General features: G+C 72.3%; 13 protein-coding genes. 5 read left to right on the top strand and 8 right to left on the bottom strand.

Annotation, left to right across the window (positions count from 1 at the left end; translation table 11 throughout):
* Positions 1-7: 7 nt before the first annotated feature.
* The 5 genes from manA to RV986_RS31885 all read right to left on the bottom strand — a co-directional run bounded on the left by manA (position 8) and on the right by RV986_RS31885 (position 5,257).
* Entirely contained in the window at positions 8-1,159 is a 1,152-nt protein-coding gene (gene manA / locus RV986_RS31905; protein WP_475920693.1) for a mannose-6-phosphate isomerase, class I, read from the bottom strand.
* An 83-nt stretch (positions 1,160-1,242) separates the two neighbouring features.
* Complete coding sequence (locus RV986_RS31900) at positions 1,243-2,370, bottom strand: SIS domain-containing protein (protein ID WP_475920692.1); 1,128 nt, start codon at positions 2,368-2,370, stop codon at positions 1,243-1,245.
* Positions 2,371-2,619: 249 nt separating this feature from the next.
* Positions 2,620-2,790 (bottom strand): Trm112 family protein, encoded by a 171-nt coding sequence (locus tag RV986_RS31895; RefSeq protein ID WP_266413406.1) that lies wholly within the window; start codon positions 2,788-2,790, stop codon positions 2,620-2,622.
* A 488-nt stretch (positions 2,791-3,278) separates the two neighbouring features.
* Entirely contained in the window at positions 3,279-4,640 is a 1,362-nt protein-coding gene (locus RV986_RS31890) for a phosphomannomutase/phosphoglucomutase (RefSeq protein WP_475920691.1), read from the bottom strand.
* Between the two features lie 242 nt (positions 4,641-4,882).
* Positions 4,883-5,257, bottom strand: a complete 375-nt coding sequence (locus RV986_RS31885; protein ID WP_475920690.1) for a DUF3499 domain-containing protein — start codon at positions 5,255-5,257, stop codon at positions 4,883-4,885.
* 351 nt (positions 5,258-5,608) lie between these two features.
* Here RV986_RS31885 and RV986_RS31880 point away from each other — a divergent pair, with 351 nt between their 5' ends.
* Positions 5,609-6,058, top strand: a complete 450-nt coding sequence (locus RV986_RS31880; protein WP_475924507.1) for a metallopeptidase family protein — start codon at positions 5,609-5,611, stop codon at positions 6,056-6,058.
* A gap of 223 nt (positions 6,059-6,281) precedes the next feature.
* Here RV986_RS31880 and RV986_RS31875 read toward each other — a convergent pair whose 3' ends face one another.
* The 3 genes from RV986_RS31875 to RV986_RS31865 all read right to left on the bottom strand — a co-directional run bounded on the left by RV986_RS31875 (position 6,282) and on the right by RV986_RS31865 (position 11,962).
* A complete protein-coding gene (locus RV986_RS31875) occupies positions 6,282-7,781 on the bottom strand; it encodes a DUF5719 family protein (protein ID WP_475920689.1) in 1,500 nt (499 codons plus the stop codon).
* Positions 7,778-11,512 carry a glycosyltransferase family 2 protein gene (locus tag RV986_RS31870; protein ID WP_475920688.1) on the bottom strand — a complete coding sequence of 1,245 codons (3,735 nt, stop codon included), beginning with the start codon at positions 11,510-11,512 and terminating at the stop codon, positions 7,778-7,780. Before RV986_RS31870 ends, RV986_RS31875 begins: the two co-directional genes overlap by 4 nt.
* Positions 11,513-11,698: 186 nt before the next feature.
* Positions 11,699-11,962: a WhiB family transcriptional regulator gene (locus tag RV986_RS31865; protein WP_003975777.1), complete on the bottom strand. Its 264-nt coding sequence runs from the start codon at positions 11,960-11,962 to the stop codon at positions 11,699-11,701.
* A 712-nt stretch (positions 11,963-12,674) separates the two neighbouring features.
* On the opposite strand from RV986_RS31865, the gene RV986_RS31860 reads away from it, so the two are divergent.
* The 4 genes from RV986_RS31860 (at position 12,675) to RV986_RS31845 (ending at position 16,787) form a co-directional block, all read left to right on the top strand.
* Positions 12,675-13,172: a cysteine dioxygenase gene (locus RV986_RS31860; RefSeq protein ID WP_475920687.1), complete on the top strand. Its 498-nt coding sequence runs from the start codon at positions 12,675-12,677 to the stop codon at positions 13,170-13,172.
* A 42-nt stretch (positions 13,173-13,214) separates the two neighbouring features.
* The gene (gene cofD / locus RV986_RS31855) at positions 13,215-14,198 is read left to right on the top strand and encodes a 2-phospho-L-lactate transferase (protein ID WP_475920686.1); all 984 of its coding nucleotides are present in this window, start codon (positions 13,215-13,217) and stop codon (positions 14,196-14,198) included.
* Between the two features lie 29 nt (positions 14,199-14,227).
* Positions 14,228-15,643: a coenzyme F420-0:L-glutamate ligase gene (locus RV986_RS31850; protein ID WP_475924506.1), complete on the top strand. Its 1,416-nt coding sequence runs from the start codon at positions 14,228-14,230 to the stop codon at positions 15,641-15,643.
* Positions 15,644-15,773: 130 nt separating this feature from the next.
* Positions 15,774-16,787, top strand: a complete 1,014-nt coding sequence (locus RV986_RS31845) for a DNA-3-methyladenine glycosylase family protein (RefSeq protein ID WP_475920685.1) — start codon at positions 15,774-15,776, stop codon at positions 16,785-16,787.
* The last annotated feature ends 398 nt before the right edge of the window (positions 16,788-17,185 follow it).

Genomic DNA, 17,185 nt, shown 5'->3' with positions numbered 1-17,185 from the left:
CGCCCCGTCAGGCCACCACTGTCGCACGGAAGATCGTGCCTGCTCCGGACACCTCGGTCTTTTCGCCCGCCGGTACGAAGACCGACTGGCCGGGGGTCAGAACGTTGCCGTCCGCGCGTACCTCGCCCGCCGTGCAGAGCAGGATCTGCGGGGTCGCGCGCGTGAGGTCGTGGGGGGCGGCGCCCTCCGCGAGGGCGTACCGGGAGAGGCGGAACTCGTCGATGGGGGTCTCGTAGACCTCCTCGCCGTCGGGGGACGCCTCCGGGCGAAGGACACCGGGGTCGCTCGCCTCGAAACGGACGACGCGCAGGAGTTCGGGGACGTCGACGTGCTTGGGGGTCAGGCCGCAGCGCAGGACGTTGTCGCTGGTGGCCATGATTTCGACGCCCAGGCCGTTGAGATACGCGTGCGGGACACCGGCGCCGAGGAACAGGGCCTCGCCGGGCTTCAGTTGGACGTGGTTGAGGAGCATCGCGGCGATCACACCGGGGTCGCCCGGGTAGTGGTGGGCCAGGTCGACGTAGGGGGCGTAGGCACCGCCGAGGCGGGCGCAGGCGGCCGCGGTCTCGGTGACCGTGTGGGCCATCTCGGCGGGGTCCGCGCTCAGCACCGCCGTCAGGATCTCGCGCAGCGCCGCCTCTTCCGGGTGGGCGTGCAGCAGGTCGACGTACGGCTTGAGGGAGTCGACGTCGAGGCCCGCGAGCAGTTCGGCGGTCTCGTCGGGGGCACGGAAACCGCACAGGCCGTCGAACTCGGTGAGGGCGCATATCAGTTCGGGCTTGTGGTTGGCGTCCTTGTAGTTGCGGTGCGGGGCATCGATGGGGATGCCCCGCCGCTCCTCGTCCTCGTACCCTTCCCTCGCCTGTTCGAGATTGGGGTGCACCTGGAGGGAGAGGGGGGCGCCCGCGGCGAGGATCTTCAACAGGAACGGCAGGTGGGGGCCGAACTTCGCGACGGCCGCGCGGCCGAGTTCCTTCTCGGGGTCCTCGTCGATGACCTCGGTGAGGGGACCGCGTGCCGTGAGCGAGGGCGCGCCCGGGTGGGCGCCCATCCACATCTCCGCCTGTGGTTCACCGGTCGGCTCGACGCCGAGCAGCCGCGGGATGGCGGTGGTCGAGCCCCAGGCGTAGGGGCGGACGGTGTTGTCGAGGCGGTCCATGTGTCCTGTTTCTCCGTATGTACGCTGCGCTGGTCAAGAACCCCCGGTTCCAGCGGGCGCTGGTCAGGAGGCCAGGGTCAAGATCAGGCCCTCGAAGCGAGCGCCAGGTAAACAGCGGCGAAATCCGTGGTGGCGATCAGCTCGGCGAGGGTTTCGAGTTCGCCGCCCTCCGCGGGTTCGAGCTCGCTGATCGCGGTGTCGTGGCTGAGCGCGAGCTCGCGGGCGGCCGGGGCGGCGGTGAGGCCACCGGCCGGACGGTCGCGCAGCAGCACCACGCGCGCGTGCAGGGCCTGTGCCTCCTCGACACGGTCGCGGAAGAAGTCGTCGGGGTCGGCGCCGGCGGCGAGCGCCCCCGCGAGCAGCACACTGTGGGCGGCGAGCGCCTCGGGCAGTTCGGCGGTGAGCGCGGGGCGGCCCGCCAGCTCCGCGAGCGCGGCGGTGAAGCGACGGCCGGCGGGGCCCGCGGAGGTGCCCTCCGTCCAGATCACCGGGAGCGCCTCGGCGAGATCGGCGGCGAGTGTCTTGGCGGGGTTGCTGTACGTCGCGATGGCCGGGCCGCAGCGTTCGGCCACCTCGTCGAGGCGGTCGGCGATCTTCTCCAGCGCCTCCGGCGGGGCGGAGACCAGACCGGTGCGGTCCAGCAGTGCGAGCAGCGGGGTGAACAGCGCCCACAGGACGCCGGGGGCGGAGGCCGCGAGGGGTTCGGCGGGCTCGTACGGGGCGGTCGCCATCGGTACGAACAGGCCGTGGGCGCGCTCCACCGCCTCCACGATCGGGGTGCCGGCGGGGGCGACCGCGACGACGGAGCTGCCGCGCCGGTAGGCCTGCTCGGCCAGGAGTTCGAGGCCTGGTTCGGCGCCGTCCGGGGTGGCGATGAGGAGGAGGTCCACCGGGCCCGCCCAGCCGGGCAGTTCCCAGCGCAGGGCGCCTGCCGCGGGGGCGACGCCGGTGGGGGTGAGCCGGATGATGGGGCAGCTGGCTCCGGCGAGCGTGCCGAGCAGTTCGGCGACGGCCGTGGCGGCCATGCCGGGGCCGGCGATCAGGACGGCGCGTGGGCGGCCGTCCGGCTTCAGCTCCGGGATTCCGGCCTCTGTGGCGTGCCGGACGGCGGTACGGACGCGGGCACCGGCCTCGGCGGCGCCGCGGAGCAGCTCGCGACGGTCGGCGCGGGCGAGTGCCTCTGGGTCGTCGAGCAGCGATTCGTCGAGCATGGGTCGGCAGCCTCCCGATCGCCGGTGTGTCGCCTTACGCCTGTGTCGCGGGTGTCGCCTGTGTCGCGGGTGTCGCCTGTGTCGCGGGTGTCGCCTGTGTCGCGGGTGTCGCCTGTGTCGCGGGTGTCGCCTGTGTCGCGGGTGTCGCCTGTGTCGCGGGTGTCGCCTGTGTTGTGGGTGTTGCTGATGTTGCGGCCGTCGTGGGTGTCACGGCCGTTGTGGGTGCCGTGGGGGTCGCCGGTGGGGCGGTTACGCCGGGCGGCGGGCCTCGTCGACGAGCAGTACGGGGATGCCGTCCCGGACGGGGTAGGCGAGGCCGCAGTCCTGGCCCGTGCAGAGCAGCTCGCTCTCCTGCTCCTTGAGCGGGGCGTGGCAGGCCGGGCAGGCGAGGATCTCCAGGAGGCCGGCTTCGAGCGGCATGGGGTGTCCTTTCGAACAGGGTGGATGCGGCCTGGTCAGAGTACCGCTGTGGGGGGCGGGGTGCGGGGCTGTGGGGACGTGGGGGTTTTCGCCCCCGCCGCCCCTACCCTCCCCCAAGCTCTCGGCTTCGCTTGAGCAGGGGGGACCCCCATCATCCCGTACCTGGGGGCTCCGCCCCCAGACCTCCGCCAGGGGCGCTGCGCCCCCTGGACCCCCGCATCGGCCTGAACGGCCTCGTCCTCAAACGCCGGACGGGCTGAGTCGGCCCCACCCACACACCAGACAGACCGAAGGATGCGGGCCCGCGCCCGCCGGCGGCCAAACCAACCCGGGTAGGCCGGGGATTCGGGGCGCAGCCCCGGTCCCAGGGGCGCGGGGAACTGCGCGGCCAACCCCCACCCACCCGCAGCCGAACAAACCCGCGCAGCCCCGGAGAACCGCGTGAACGGTCAGCAAGCCGCAGGCGTTAGGCACCGCGCCCGGGGTGTTCAGCCCCTGATGATCTCCAGTACCTCGTCGCGGGCCTTCGCCATCGTCGCCTCGTCCTTCGCCTCGGCGTTCAACCGCAGGAGGGGCTCCGTGTTGGAGGGCCGGACGTTGAACCACCAGTCCTCGGCGGTGACGGTCAGACCGTCGAGCTCGTCGATGGTGACGCCCTCGCGCCCCTCGTACGCGACCTTGATCGCGGCGAGGCGGGCCGCCTGGTCGTCGACCGTGGAGTTGATCTCGCCGGACCCGGCGTAGCGGTCGAACTCGGCGACGAGCTGGGAGAGCGGGCCGTCCTGGCCGCCCAACGCGGCGAGGACGTGGAGGGCGGCCAGCATGCCCGTGTCCGCGTTCCAGAAGTCACGGAAGTAGTAGTGCGCGGAGTGCTCGCCGCCGAAGATCGCACCGGTGCGGGCCATCTCGGCCTTGATGAAGGAGTGGCCGACGCGGGTGCGGACCGGGGTACCGCCGTGCTCCCGGACGACCTCGGGCACCGACCAGGAGGTGATGAGGTTGTGGATGACCGTGCCGCCGCTGTGCTTGCCCAGCTCGCGGGCCGCCACCAGGGCCGTGATCGCGGACGGGGAGACCGGGTCGCCGTTCTCGTCGACGACGAAGCAGCGGTCCGCGTCGCCGTCGAAGGCGATGCCGATGTCGGCGCTCTCCTCGCGCACGCGCTGCTGGAGGTCCACGATGTTCGCCGGGTCCAGCGGGTTGGCCTCGTGGTTCGGGAACGTGCCGTCCAGCTCGAAGTACATGGGGACGAGGTCGAGGGGCAGGCCGGCGAAGACGGTCGGGACCGTGTGCCCGCCCATGCCGTTGCCCGCGTCGACCACGACCTTCAGGGGGCGGATGGAGGCCAGGTCGACGAGCGAGCGGAGGTACGCCGCGTAGTCCTCCAACGTGTCACGCTGCGTGATCGTTCCCGGTGTGGCGTCCGAGGTCGGGGCGCCCGAGTCGAGCCAGGACTCGACGAGTTCGCGGATCTCGGCCAGGCCGGTGTCCTGACCGACCGGGGCGGCGCCCGCGCGGCACATCTTGATGCCGTTGTACTGGGCGGGGTTGTGCGAGGCCGTGAACATGGCGCCCGGCAGATCGAACACGCCCGACGCGTAGTACAGCTGGTCCGTCGAGCACAGCCCGATTTCGGTCACGTCGACACCACGGGCGGCCGCCCCGCGCGCGAAGGCACGCGACAGGCCGGGCGAGGAGGGCCGCATGTCGTGCCCGATCACGATGGCTTCCGCTCCGGTCACCTGGACGAAGGCCGCCCCGAACAGCTCGGCCAGCGACTCGTCCCACTGGTCCGGGACCACCCCGCGTACGTCGTACGCCTTCACGAGCTGCGACAGATCAGCAGTCACGGCCAACCCTCCAGAAGTCCACTTCGGTCACCCCAAACTACCCGTCCTGACTGACAGTCCGCTGTGAAGCGGCTGATCGGACGCGTATCCGTCACCTGGGGAGCCCCACCCTTCACCCATGGGCAACGCACGCAAGCACCTCGGTCGGGAGACAGCCTCGGCTCACGGGTCGCCGGCGCTCGCGTACGGCGCGACGATGCCCGTCAAAGAGGCGTCGACGGAGGGGAGTTGCGCGCGGAGGCTCAGTTGTCCGGCGAGCGCAGTACCCGCAGATGGCCGCGGCGCGCGACCTCCATCGGGTCCGCCGAGCGCGCGCTGCCACCGGCCTCGGCGGCGCGCTGCTGGGGCCGGGCCGCCTCGCGCACGGCGTTGGCGAGCGCTTCCAGGTCGTCACCGGTGGGGCGGGAGGGGGCCGAGGCATCCGCGAGCCGGACGACCTCCCAGCCGCGCGGCGCGGTGAGGCGCTCGGAGTGCTCGGCGCACAGGTCGTAGCAGTGGGGTTCGGCGTAGGTGGCGAGCGGGCCGAGGACCGCGGTCGAGTCGGCGTAGACGTACGTCAGCGTCGCGACGGCGGGACGGCCGCAAGCGGTTCGCGAACAGCGACGTACGGGGCTCACGACGTTGGACGGTACCGCACTCTTGAGCGGGCCGCGACGACTCTCCCCCAGGTCACCCCACCGTGTCGTGCTGTGAGGCCGCCCACACGGGCCTGCGGACATCACACCCTGACCTGGGGTGACATCCCGTGGCGGGATGCCGAACAGACCTGAATCCGATCACCACTTGGTGCAAAACATGTCAATTGCCATCTGGGCGACGGTCTTGGGGGATGCGGAATCAAGCCCAACCTTGGCTGGAATGGTCATCCTGCGACATCCGGAAGGTGCACCGGGCTTCCTGCCCGGAGCTGCGGGCAGCCGCGTGGGGGTCGGACGCGCGGACCTCGTGGGGACTACTCTTCGTCAGTGATGGACAACCCCGTACCGCCCCGCGCCGCCGCACCAGGGCCCCGCCGCCGTGACCGCCACGGAAGGGGCATGCGCGGCCCCGTCGCGCCCCCGCAGGTGCCGCTGGCCGCGAGCCGTGCCGAGGTCTTCGCGGACCTGGTGCAGGACTCCGTGGAGCGCCTGGAGCGGCGCTGGCCACAGCTCGCCGACATCGACTTCATGGTCCTCGAAGTGCCCCGCCTGGACGGCTCCGGCGAGGGCTGGAGCGACGAGGCGGTGCCTCTGGGCGGCACGATCCCGGCGCATGAAGGCCATCCCGCGCGCGTGGTCGTCTACCGTCGCCCGGTCGAGATCCGCACCAAGGGCCGTGACGAGCGCGCGGCGCTGGTGCACGAGGTCGTCGTGGAGCAGGTCGCGGAGCTGCTGGGCCTGACACCGGAGACGGTGGACCCTCGGTACGGCGAGGACTGAGGGTCACCGGGCACTCCCGGAGCGCCGCCGGATCACCCTTGAGAACCCGGCGGATCCCCCATCCGGGGCAGGGCGGATCACCCCTACGAGGGCCCGGTGGATCGCCCCAAAGGGATCATCGGGCGGTTCCCGGCTTCACTCGATCACCGTTTCGCTCGATCCCTGTTTTCCTTGATCCCTGTTTTCCTTGATCACCGCTTCACGCGATCACTGCTTCACTCGATCACTGCTTCAGCAGCACCGACAGATCCTGGTCCGCCTCCGGCACCGCCACCGTGCCGCGGTCGTCCGGGAGGGTCTGGATCGTGAACCCGGGGACGCCCTCCTGGGTGGAGGCGAGGGTCCGGGAGGCGTAGACGGGGCCTCCGGAGGCGGGCTCGACCGTCAGCGCGTACGTCCCCTTGAGGCCGGCCGGCACCGGTGCGTCGACGTCCTGGGTCGTACCGCCCTTGATCGTGTACGTCTTCGTCGTCGCCGTACCGCCCCCGCTGCCCGCGGACGCGGTGACCTTGACCTGGGCGGTCCGGCCGGGGGCAGTCAGCGCGAGGGTGGTGCCCTTGGCGCTGTTGTCGGCGACCGTCGCGCGCGCGGAGACCGGGTCGGTGGCCGGGATGAACGCCGTCTCCTGCTTGCTGCCCTTGCCGCGCACCACCTGCAGGGCGGCGACGACCGGCACCGAGGTGCCGGTGGGCGTGAGCACCAGGGATCCCGCCTCGCCGCGCGTGACGTCGCCGAGGTCGACCGCGGCGGTCATGCCGGACTTGACGTGCAGCGTCTCGTTCCCGGCCGGTGTGATCAGGCCGGAGGGCGAGGCGAGGCGCACCTTCAGGTCGGCGTCCTGGTCACCGGGCACGAAGGCGACCAGGCGCACGGCGGTGGCGTCCTTCGGGATGCCCGGCATGACGAGGCTGCCCGCCGGGGCGGTGGAGGCGGCCAGCCAGTCGCCGCCGGTCTTGTCGTCCAGGGCCTGGACGGCGGCGCCCACGCGACCGCTGCGGACGGTCACATGGACAGTGAGGTCGGTCTGCGGCGCGTCGGTGAGCGTGCTCAACAGGATCGGCTCGCTGGCGTGCGGCTGGACCGTGATGCCCTCGCCCACCGTGGACTTGAGGGTGCCGTCCTTGCCGTACAGCTCGACGTCGACGACGGCGGCCGAGTCGTCGGGGTTGGTCAAGTGCACATAGTCGGTGCGGGTGTCGGCGGTGCTGGCGGCCGGGAACCAGAACTCGGTGTCCGGAGCGGTGCAGTTGGTGCCGAGCAGGCCGCGGCCGGTGCCCGCGGCGACCTCGGTGGTCTCCTGGACGGTCCAGCCGGGCGCGAACTTGCCCTCGGCGGTGCCGACAAGAGCCGGCGCGTCGGCACCCGAGCTGTCGCCGGTGGCCGGCTTGCCGGGCTCCTTGGGCTCCACGGCGGGCTTGGCGGCCTTCTTGCCGCTCTTCTTGCCGCTCGTGGAGTCCGCCGACTCCACGGTCGCGACCTGCAGTTCGGCCTTGCCGCTGTCGCCCGTGCCCTTGGTGACGGGCGTGAACGACGTGTACGCCGTCTCCGCGAGGTCGGAGACGCTCGGCTGCGGGCAGAGCAGGCTGGTGCGCTCCACGGGCTGCTCTGCGGCCGCCCTGGGGGTGTTGTCGCCGGAGGCGGTCGGCGCGTTGAACGAGGCGAAACCGGTGACGGCGGCCAGCGCGGTCGCGCCGGCGATCAGGGACAAGGTGGTGCGGTTCACTGCTGGCTCCCGTCGGGGCGCTCACTGTCGGTGCCGTGCGGCGGCTGCGGGGGCATCGGGGGCTGCGTCGGGTCGTAGGCCGCTTCGTAGCCCTGGCCGGTCGCGTCGTAGCCCTGGTGGTACGTCTGCATCGGGTCGTACGGTGCCGTGCCCCCGTAGGCGTACGGGTCGTACTGGCCCGCCTGGTACGGGTCTTCCTGGTACGGCTGCTCGTAGCTGCCCGCCGGGTACTGCTGCTGGCCCTGGTACTGCTCGCCGCCGTAGGTGTCGTACTCGGCGCCCGCGTAGCTCGGTGTGTCCCACTCGCCGTACGCCGGCTGCTGCGGGACCGAGGCGGGTGCCTGCTCGTCCTCCTCCTCCGAAGGAGGAAGGGTGTCGGCGTCCTGGATGTCCTGGGCGGACTGTTCCGCCTCCGCCTCGGCCTGGGCGCGCAGGCGGCGGGCGCGGCGGCCCTCGCCCGTGGCGTCCTGGGCCGGGACGACCGACTCCTCGGGGAGGTCGTCGTCGACGTCACGACGCCGCCCGGGCAGGGCAAGAACCACGAGGACGACGGCGAGCGCGCCCTGTGCCCACAGCCAGCCGGTGTGGCCCATCGGGGAGTCGAAGGCGACGTCCAGCTTGCCGCCGTTCGCGGGCAGTTCGAAGCCCTGTGCCCAGCCGTCGACCGTGGTGCGGGTGAGTGCCTTGCCGTCCAGGGTCGCCGTCCAGCCCGCGTCGGCGGTGTCGGCGAGGCGCAGGACGCGGCCCTCTGCCCCGGAGGGGATGGTGGTGTGCACTGCGACGGGTCCGGCGGCGATGGACAGCGCCTCGCCCGACTTGGGGACGATCGAGGCGCGCGAGACCTGGCTGTCCAGGCGCCACAGGGCGCTGCCGTCCTGCTGGCTGAGCCGGCTCAGGCCCGGTGTGGCGTCCAGGACGCGGCTCATCTCGCGGGGCGCGCCCTTGCGGACCAGGACGTAGCGCACGGCGAAGCCGCCGAGCTGGTCGGCCTGGTCGGCGCCGGAGCCCGCGACGAGGTTGGCGACGACCTTGTCGAGTTCCTTGTTCTCACCGGCCGCCGTCGCGAGTTCTCCGTCGCCCATGCGGGCGCCGGAGCCGCGTACGAGGGTGTAGCCGACGCGGGTCCCGGAGTCGCTGTCGAGGACGAGCGTGCGGGCCTGGTCGCGGGTGCCGCTCTCCTCGGCGACGAACGCGGGCACCTGCACCGGGTCACGGCGCTCCACGGGCCCGTCGGCGCCGCCGATGACCCACCCCGCGGCCACGAGCAGCGGCCCGGCGGCCGAGGCGAACGCGATCAGCGCGGCGACCGGCTGGCGCCAGCCGAAGCTCTGCTCGGCCACGCGCGAGCGTGCCCCGTCGGCGCCGAGCAGGGCGGCGGCGAGCAGGGCGAGGCCGTAGACGAGCGTGGCGGGTCCTGCCCACGTCGACTTGTTGGACAGCACGGCGAAGACGAGCGCCACCAGGGCGACGACCCAGGCGGCCCACACCGCGCGCTGCCGCTCGCTGCGCAGCAGGGCGGCCAGTGCCGCCAGCACGATGCCGACGAGCATCAGTCCGCTGACGGTCCCGGGGCCGCCGGGGCTGGCGCCGAGCAGGTCCAGCGCGGAGGCCGCGCTGTCGCCGTACGGCATACCGGCTTCCTCGAAGAAGCCGAACGGGAGCAGCGTCAGCGACCAGGGGGCGAGGACCAGCAGCGGGGTGCCGAGCTGGACCAGAAAACGCGGCCCGTAGGCGGTGATTTCCTTTCGGCGCACTCCGAGGAGGGCGATTCCGAGGACCAGTGCGATGGGCCAGACGATCGGCGTGAAGGCCGTGGTGAACGTCAGGAGGAGGGCGTACGCCCAGGTGGCGCGCCAGCTGCCGCGCGCGCCGGAGGAATGGGCCAGTCCGCTCGCGGCGATACCGGCGCGCGCGATGAGCGGCAGCAGGATCGCGAGGACTGCGGTGCCGATGCGGCCGCCCGCGAGGGCGCCGGTGGCAGCCGGCAGGAACGCGTACACCACGGACGCCCAGGCGCGCAGCAGGCGCGAGGTGACCAGGGGGCGCGAGGCGAAGTACGCGGCGAAGCCGGCCAGCGGTACGGAGGCCACCAGGAGCACGGTGACCGCGAGTCCGGTGGAGCCGAGGAGCACGGAGGACAGCAGTGCGACGAGCGCGAGATACGGCGGCGCCGTCTCCGTGCCGCCGGTGCCCACCGGGTGCCAGCCGTCGACGTAGCGCGACCACAGCTCGGAGGCGTCGGCGGGGGCGGGCAGCAGCGCGCCGCCCGCGAGCGAGCCGCTGCCGAGCAGGGCACGGCAGGCGAGGAGGGAGACGAACAGCAGCACCAGGAAGAGCATCGGGCCGGGGTTGCGGGCGATGCGCTTGAGCCGGGCGAACTGCTCGATCTCCAGGAAGTCGGCGTCGTCGCCGCCGGGCCCGGACTCGACCGCGCCGCCGTGCCGTCCGGCGCCGGTGGTGGCATCGGGGTCGTCGCTGCCCATGAGGTTGCCCGCGACCTGCTCGACCGTGGCGCGCACGGTCGCGCCGGGCGGCGGGAACAGCGGGCGCAGCTCGCCCTTGTCGACCTGGGGGCGACCGCGTCGGCGGCGGCCCGCGAGGATCCGCTCGGGGCGCAGCAGGGTGCCCAGGAGGCCGCGGATCTCGTCGACGGCCTGTCCGGGGACCTTGCCGACGAGGTAGGCGACGGTGCGCAGCACGGTGCCGACGACCAGCCGGATCAGGATCCAGGGCAGCTGTGCCGTGCGGGCGTTGACGAGGAGGGTGTAGACGGCGCCCGCCTTGTCGACCTTGTGCGGGGAGGCGGCGGTGCGGCCCACGCAGTCGACGGTGCGGCGCTCGCGGGAGGCCGCCTCGGCGTGCCGGACGACCGCTTCGGGGGCGACGAGGACACGGTGGCCGGCGGACTGGGCTCGCCAGCACAGGTCGACGTCGTCCCGCATCAGGGGCAGTCGGCGGTCGAAGCCGCCGAGTTCCTCGAAGACGTCGCGCCGGATCAGCATGCCGGCGGTGGACACGGCGAGCACGGGGTGGACATGGTCGTGCTGGCCCTGGTCCTGCTCACGGCGGTCCAGGCCGGTCCAGCGGCGGCCGGAGTTGGCGATGGTGACGCCGACCTCCAGGAGCGCGCGCCGGTCGTACCAGCCGCGGAGCTTGGGGCCGACCACGGCGATGTCCCTGCCGAGCTCCTGCTCGTTCTCCACGACCCGGAGCATCTGGGCCAGGGCGTCGGGTTCGGGGGCGCAGTCGTCGTGCAGCAGCCAGAGCCACTGTTCGGGCTCGCCGTACGGGAGTTCGGGCATGTCGTAGGCGTCGTCGCGCCACGTACGGGTGACCGGGTCCCAGCCGCTGGGGCGCTTCAGGTAGGGCAGGTCCTCCGGGGTGAGCACGCCGGCCCCGCGGGTGGCCTCCTCGACGGCCTGGCCGAAGCCGGTGCGCCGGGCGAGGTGCAGCACCCGGTCGGCGCCGAGGGCGTCGGTGAGCAGCTGGGCGGAGTCGTCCGCGCTGCCGGTGTCGGCCGCCACCGCGTTCTGCACGGGGCGCTCCTGGCCGAGCAGCCCGGCGAGCGCCTCGGGCAGCCAGCGGGCGCCGTCGTGGGCGACGAGGACCGCGGTCACCACGTGGCGTGGAAACTCGGGTGGGCGGGTCGGGTCAAACGGCGCCGGGCGCGTCGGGTCAAACGACGCAGTGGCTGCGGCGTGTGGGACTGCCGAATGGCTGTGCACGGACATCGAGGTACGGGCCCCGGTTCGATGGACTGCGGTGGACGCCTGTGTCCGGCGGGGACAGCGGGACGTCTCGGACGAGGGCCCACACTAACGGCTGGGCAACACAGCGGCCCGCCGCCTGTGGATAACCCACATGCGACGGGCCGTTCTCAGCTGTCGTTATCGGTACGGAGGGGTGTGTGCCGTCCGTCAGACGGCGGCCTTCTTCAGCCTGCGGCGTTCCCGCTCGGACAGACCGCCCCAGATGCCGAACCGCTCGTCGTTGGCGAGCGCGTATTCCAGGCACTCGGAGCGGACCTCACAGGCGAGACAGACCTTCTTGGCCTCGCGGGTGGAGCCGCCCTTCTCGGGAAAGAAGGACTCGGGGTCGGTCTGGGCGCACAGCGCGCGCTCCTGCCAGCCGAGTTCCTCGTCCGCGTCGTCGACCAGCAGTTGCTGCACCAGCTCGGTCATGTGCGCCCCTCGTCTGTCTTTCACGTCCCCGTGATGCTGCCGTTCCCGATTTCGGCTGAACGACACGAGTGAAATTACAAGTGTGCCGATCCGGGCCAGTCAAGCCGAGATCTGCTATTGGGCCCCTTATTCACTCTGCGGAACCAAGGCTATGCGGAAAGTGTTCAAATCGGCATAAACCCTGACAGCCTCAAAGGGCACGACCGGAGCTCCGACCCGCCACTGGGAATGACGCCCAGAAGTTCGATCTCGTTCCGACGTGGGACACCGAAGCGAAGCGGATCACATTTGGATCACAGGATCGCATCGAGGTTTGTGCGCCCGGTTGTGCGCCATGTGTCCGGGGCGGCTCCAGAACAAACCTTTCGCCACACAGATGAACCGGATGAGGTGAAACATCTCTCACATAGCGGACACGAAGTTGACAGTCGTGGTGTGAACCGATGTTCTTGTGGGCATGCTCGCGAACTTGGCACCCACCTCGACCCGCACCGCCGGGTCCCACGGTGCTGCCCGCGCTCGCTGTAGCTGTTGTTGCTGTCCCAGCTGTTGAGCCCTACCGCGCTCCGGCTGCCTCGCCGCCACTGAGGCGAATCCCCGCCCCGCTTCCGGGGCGACCGCCCGCACCAGGGCACCCTCTCCCGTCCGCGACCCGGGCGGACATGGCCCCGCGACACCCCAGCACTCTTCTGCCGAGGAACCCCCGCACCCCATGAACAGCGACAGCGACCTCCAGATCGCCGGCGACATCCTCGAAGTACCGCACCTGCTCCAGCCGCCGCGCGAGCACCCCGCCACCGTGGCCGAGTTCGTCGGCCTCGCCCGCTCCATCGCCGCCGACCGCTCCCAGTGGGCGCACCTCGTCCGGTACGACGCCACCTCGCGCTGGTACCACCGGCTGCGCACCGGGCCCGGCTACGAGGTGTGGCTGCTGTCCTGGGTGCCCGGACAGGGCAGCGGACTGCACGACCACGGCGGCTCCTCCGGCGTACTCACCGTCCTGGAGGGCGCACTGACCGAGCGCACGGAGCGCGACACACGCGCGTTGGGGGCACGTTCGCAGCGGGTGTTCGCGCCGGGGTACGTCCACGAAGTCGTCAACGACTCCCTCGAACCCGCCGTGAGCCTGCACGTCTACTACCCGGGGCTCACCGAGATGCCGATGCACTCGGCACGGTGCGCCGTCGCCGAGGTCGCCGAGGTCCAGTAACCGGCTCACGCGTTGTCGTACCTGCCTGCCAGACTGAACACCATGCGCATTGTGGTTCTGGCAGGCGGTATCGGCGGTGCCCGGTTCCTGCGTGGTCTCCAGCAGGCCGTGCCGGACGCGGACATCACGGTCATCGGCAACACCGGCGACGACATCCACCTCTTCGGGCTGAAGGTCTGCCCGGACCTCGACACGGTGATGTACACGCTCGGCGGCGGTATCAACGAGGAACAGGGCTGGGGTCGGACCGACGAGACCTTCCACCTCAAGGAGGAGCTCGCGGCGTACGGCGTCGGACCCGAGTGGTTCGGGCTCGGCGACCGCGACTTCGCGACGCACATCGTGCGGACGCAGATGCTGAGCGCGGGCTATCCGCTCAGCGCGGTGACCGAAGCCCTGTGCGACCGGTGGAAGCCGGGCGTGAGACTGATCCCCATGTCCGACGACCGCGTCGAGACGCATGTCGCCGTCACCCTGCCCGGCAGCGGCTCCGCCGCGGGCGACGGCGAGCGCAAGGTGGTCCACTTCCAGGAGTACTGGGTGCGGCTGCGGGCCTCCGTGCCGGCCGAGGCCGTGGTGCCGGTCGGCGCCGACCAGGCCAAGCCGGCGCCCGGGGTGCTCGAAGCCATCGCGGAGGCGGACGTGATCCTCTTCCCGCCGTCCAACCCGGTCGTGTCCATCGGCACCATCCTCGCCGTACCCGGTATCCGGGAGGCCATCGCCGAAGCGGGCGTGCCCGTGGTCGGCCTCTCCCCCATCGTCGGGGACGCGCCCGTGCGGGGCATGGCCGACAAGGTGCTGGCGGCCGTCGGCGTCGAATCGACCGCCGCGGCGGTCGCCGAGCACTACGGCTCGGGGCTCCTCGACGGCTGGCTCGTCGACACGGTGGACGCGTCCGCCGCCGAGCGCGTGGCGGCGGCGGGCATCCGCTGCCGGGCCGTACCACTGATGATGTCCGACCTCGACGCCGCCACGCAGATGGCACGCGAGGCGCTGGCGCTGGCGGAGGAGGTGCGGGGGTCTTGAGCGGACAGCTCCCTCCGGGGGAAGAGGTCATGGACGACGAGGGCACGCCCTCGGGGGCGGATCCGGGGTCCGCGGCGGGTGTCGCTGCGGGGACCGCTGCAGGTGCCGCCTCGCATTCGGGGTCCGCAGCGGGTTCGGCTTCCGGTTCCGGTTCCGGCTACCGGGTCTGGGCGTTGCCCGGGCTGCCCGAGGTTCGGCAGGGCGACGACCTCGCCAAGCTGATCGCCGTCGCCGAGCCGGGGCTGGCCGACGGGGACATTCTTCTCGTCACCTCGAAGATCGTCTCCAAGGCCGAGGGGCGCTCGGTCGAGGCCACCGACCGGGAGACCGCCATCGACGCCGAGACCGTACGGGTCGTGGCGCGCCGCGGAACGCTGCGGATCGTCGAGAACCGGCAGGGTCTCGTGATGGCCGCCGCCGGGGTCGACGCCTCCAACACCCCCGCCGGAACCGTCCTGTTGCTGCCCGAGGAGCCGGACGCGTCCGCGCGGGCGATCCGGGACGGGCTGCGGGACACCCTCGGGGTCGATGTCGGGGTCGTGATCACCGACACCTTCGGACGGCCCTGGCGCACCGGGCTCACCGATGTCGCCATCGGGGCCGCGGGCGTACGGGTGCTGGACGATCTGCGCGGTGGCACGGACGCGCACGGCAATCCGCTGAGCGCCACCGTCGTCGCCACCGCCGACGAGCTCGCCGCCGCCGGTGACCTGGTCAAGGGCAAGGTCTCCGGGCTGCCCGTCGCCGTCGTGCGCGGACTGCACCATGTGGTGGCCGAGGACGACGGGGAGGGGGCGCGGGCGATGGTGCGGGGCGCGCGCGACGACATGTTCCGGCTCGGCACGTCGGAGGCCGTACGGGAGGCGGTGACCCAGCGGCGTACCGTACGGGCCTTCACCGACGAGGCGGTCGATCCGGGGGCGGTCCGGCGGGCCGTGGCCGCGGCGGTGACCGCTCCCGCGCCGCATCACACCACTCCGTGGCGGTTCGTGCTCCTGGAGTCCGAGGAGTCGCGTACGCGGCTGCTCGACGCCATGCGGGACGCGTGGATCGCGGATCTGCGGCGGGACGGCAAGTCGGAGGAGTCGATCGCCAAGCGGGTGCGGCGCGGGGACGTGCTGCGCAAGGCGCCGTATCTCGTGGTGCCGTGTCTGGTGATGGACGGGTCCCACACCTACGGCGATCCGCGGCGTGACGGGGCCGAGCGGGAGATGTTCGTGGTCGCGGTCGGCGCGGGGGTGCAGAACTTCCTCGTCGCGCTCGCCGGGGAGCGGCTGGGGTCCGCGTGGGTGTCCTCGACGATGTTCTGCCGCGAGGTCGTACGGGACGTGCTGGGGCTGCCGGAGGGGTGGGATCCGATGGGGGCCGTGGCCGTGGGGCATGCGGCGGCGGAGCCCGGGGTCCGGCCCGAGCGGGACGCTGCCGCGTTTGTCGAGGTGCGCTGAGACTGTCGGCGTGCGCCGAGACCGTCGGCGTGCGCCGAGACCGTCGGCGTGCGCCCAGTCGGAGCGCCTACTCTCGTAGGGTGCCCCGGGCGCCCCGAGTACCCCTGGGACCTCATTTAGGACCTCATTCGTGGCTGGACGTTTCGCTCCCCGGCCGACCCGCACGACGGTGCGTGGCGGGCATGTCGTGGTGCCCGGAGGTGCCTCCGACGGGGTTCCGCGGCAGACCGTCGTACCCGGGCGTACGCGTACGTGGACACCGCCCTGGCCGCTCGATCTCGGGCTCGTGCTCGGGCCGTTGCGGCGGGGGCCGGGGGATCCGACCTTCCGCGCCACGCCGGACGGGGCCGTGTGGCGGGCCAGCCGGACGCCTGCCGGGGCCGGCACCCTGCGGGTCTCGTCGCGCGGCGGGGTGGTGCGGGGCGAGGCGTGGGGGCCGGGGGCCGACTGGCTGCTCGAACAGTTGCCCGAGATGCTCGGTTCGGCCGACGAACCCGGCGTCTTCGAGCCACGGCATCGGGTGGTCGCGCACGCGTGGCATCGACGGCCGGGGCTGCGGTTGACCCGTACCGGGCTGGTGCTGGAGTCGCTCATTCCGTCTGTTCTTGAGCAGAAGGTCACGACGGACGAGGCGTATCGGGCGTGGCGGTTGCTCGTACGGAAGTTCGGGGAGCCGGCGCCCGGGCCCGCGCCGGAGCGGATGTCCGTCATGCCGGCGCCGCGGACGTGGGCGCTGATCCCCTCCTGGGAGTGGCACCGGGCCGGGGTCGACAACAAGCGGGCGTCGACGATTCTGCGGGCCGTTCGGGTGGCTGGGCGGCTTGAGGAAGCGGTGCGGATGGCGGCGGGGGCCGCGCAGGCGCGGTTGGAGTTGGTGTCGGGGATCGGGCCGTGGACTTCGGCGGAGACCGTGCAGCGGAGTCATGGTGCGGCGGACTCGGTGACCGTCGGGGATCTTCATCTGCCGGGGATCGTGGGGTACGCGCTGGCGGGGGATCGGGATGCGGACGACTCCGTGATGCTTTCGCTGTTGGAGCCGTATGCCGGGCAGCGGCATCGGGCGGCTCGGTTGATTCTGCTGTCGGGGCGGACGCCGCCGCGACGGGTTCCGCGGATGCCGCGGGGGGATATCGGGCGGCTGTAGTCGACCCCGGGGCCGGGCTCGATGGTTTTCGCCCCCGCCGCCCCTACCCTCCCCCAAGCTCTCGGCTTCGCTCGAGCAGGGGGACCCCCATCATCCCGTACCTGGGGGCTCCGCCCCCAGACCCCCGCATCGGCCTGAACGGCCTCGTCCTCAAACGCCGGACGGGCTGGGTGGCGGGGGCCGGGGGTGGGTGAACGCGGGGTGGGTGGGGTGCGGCCCCCCGGCCGCGTCCTCAAACGCCGGACAGGCTCAAGGACCGCGAACCGCGGACCGGGGCCGGGCGGGGTGCAGCCCCCGACCTCGCCCTCAAACGGCCGGACAGCCTCAAGAATCCGGACCTGCGCCCAAGGCTTTCAGGGGCGCGGGGAACTGCGCGAGCAACCCCCTCCGGCGATCAG

Source organism: Streptomyces sp. RLA012 (assembly GCF_056270325.1).
The sequence above is the reverse complement of the archived record's forward strand: the minus strand, read 5'-3'. Positions and strand labels throughout refer to the sequence as shown.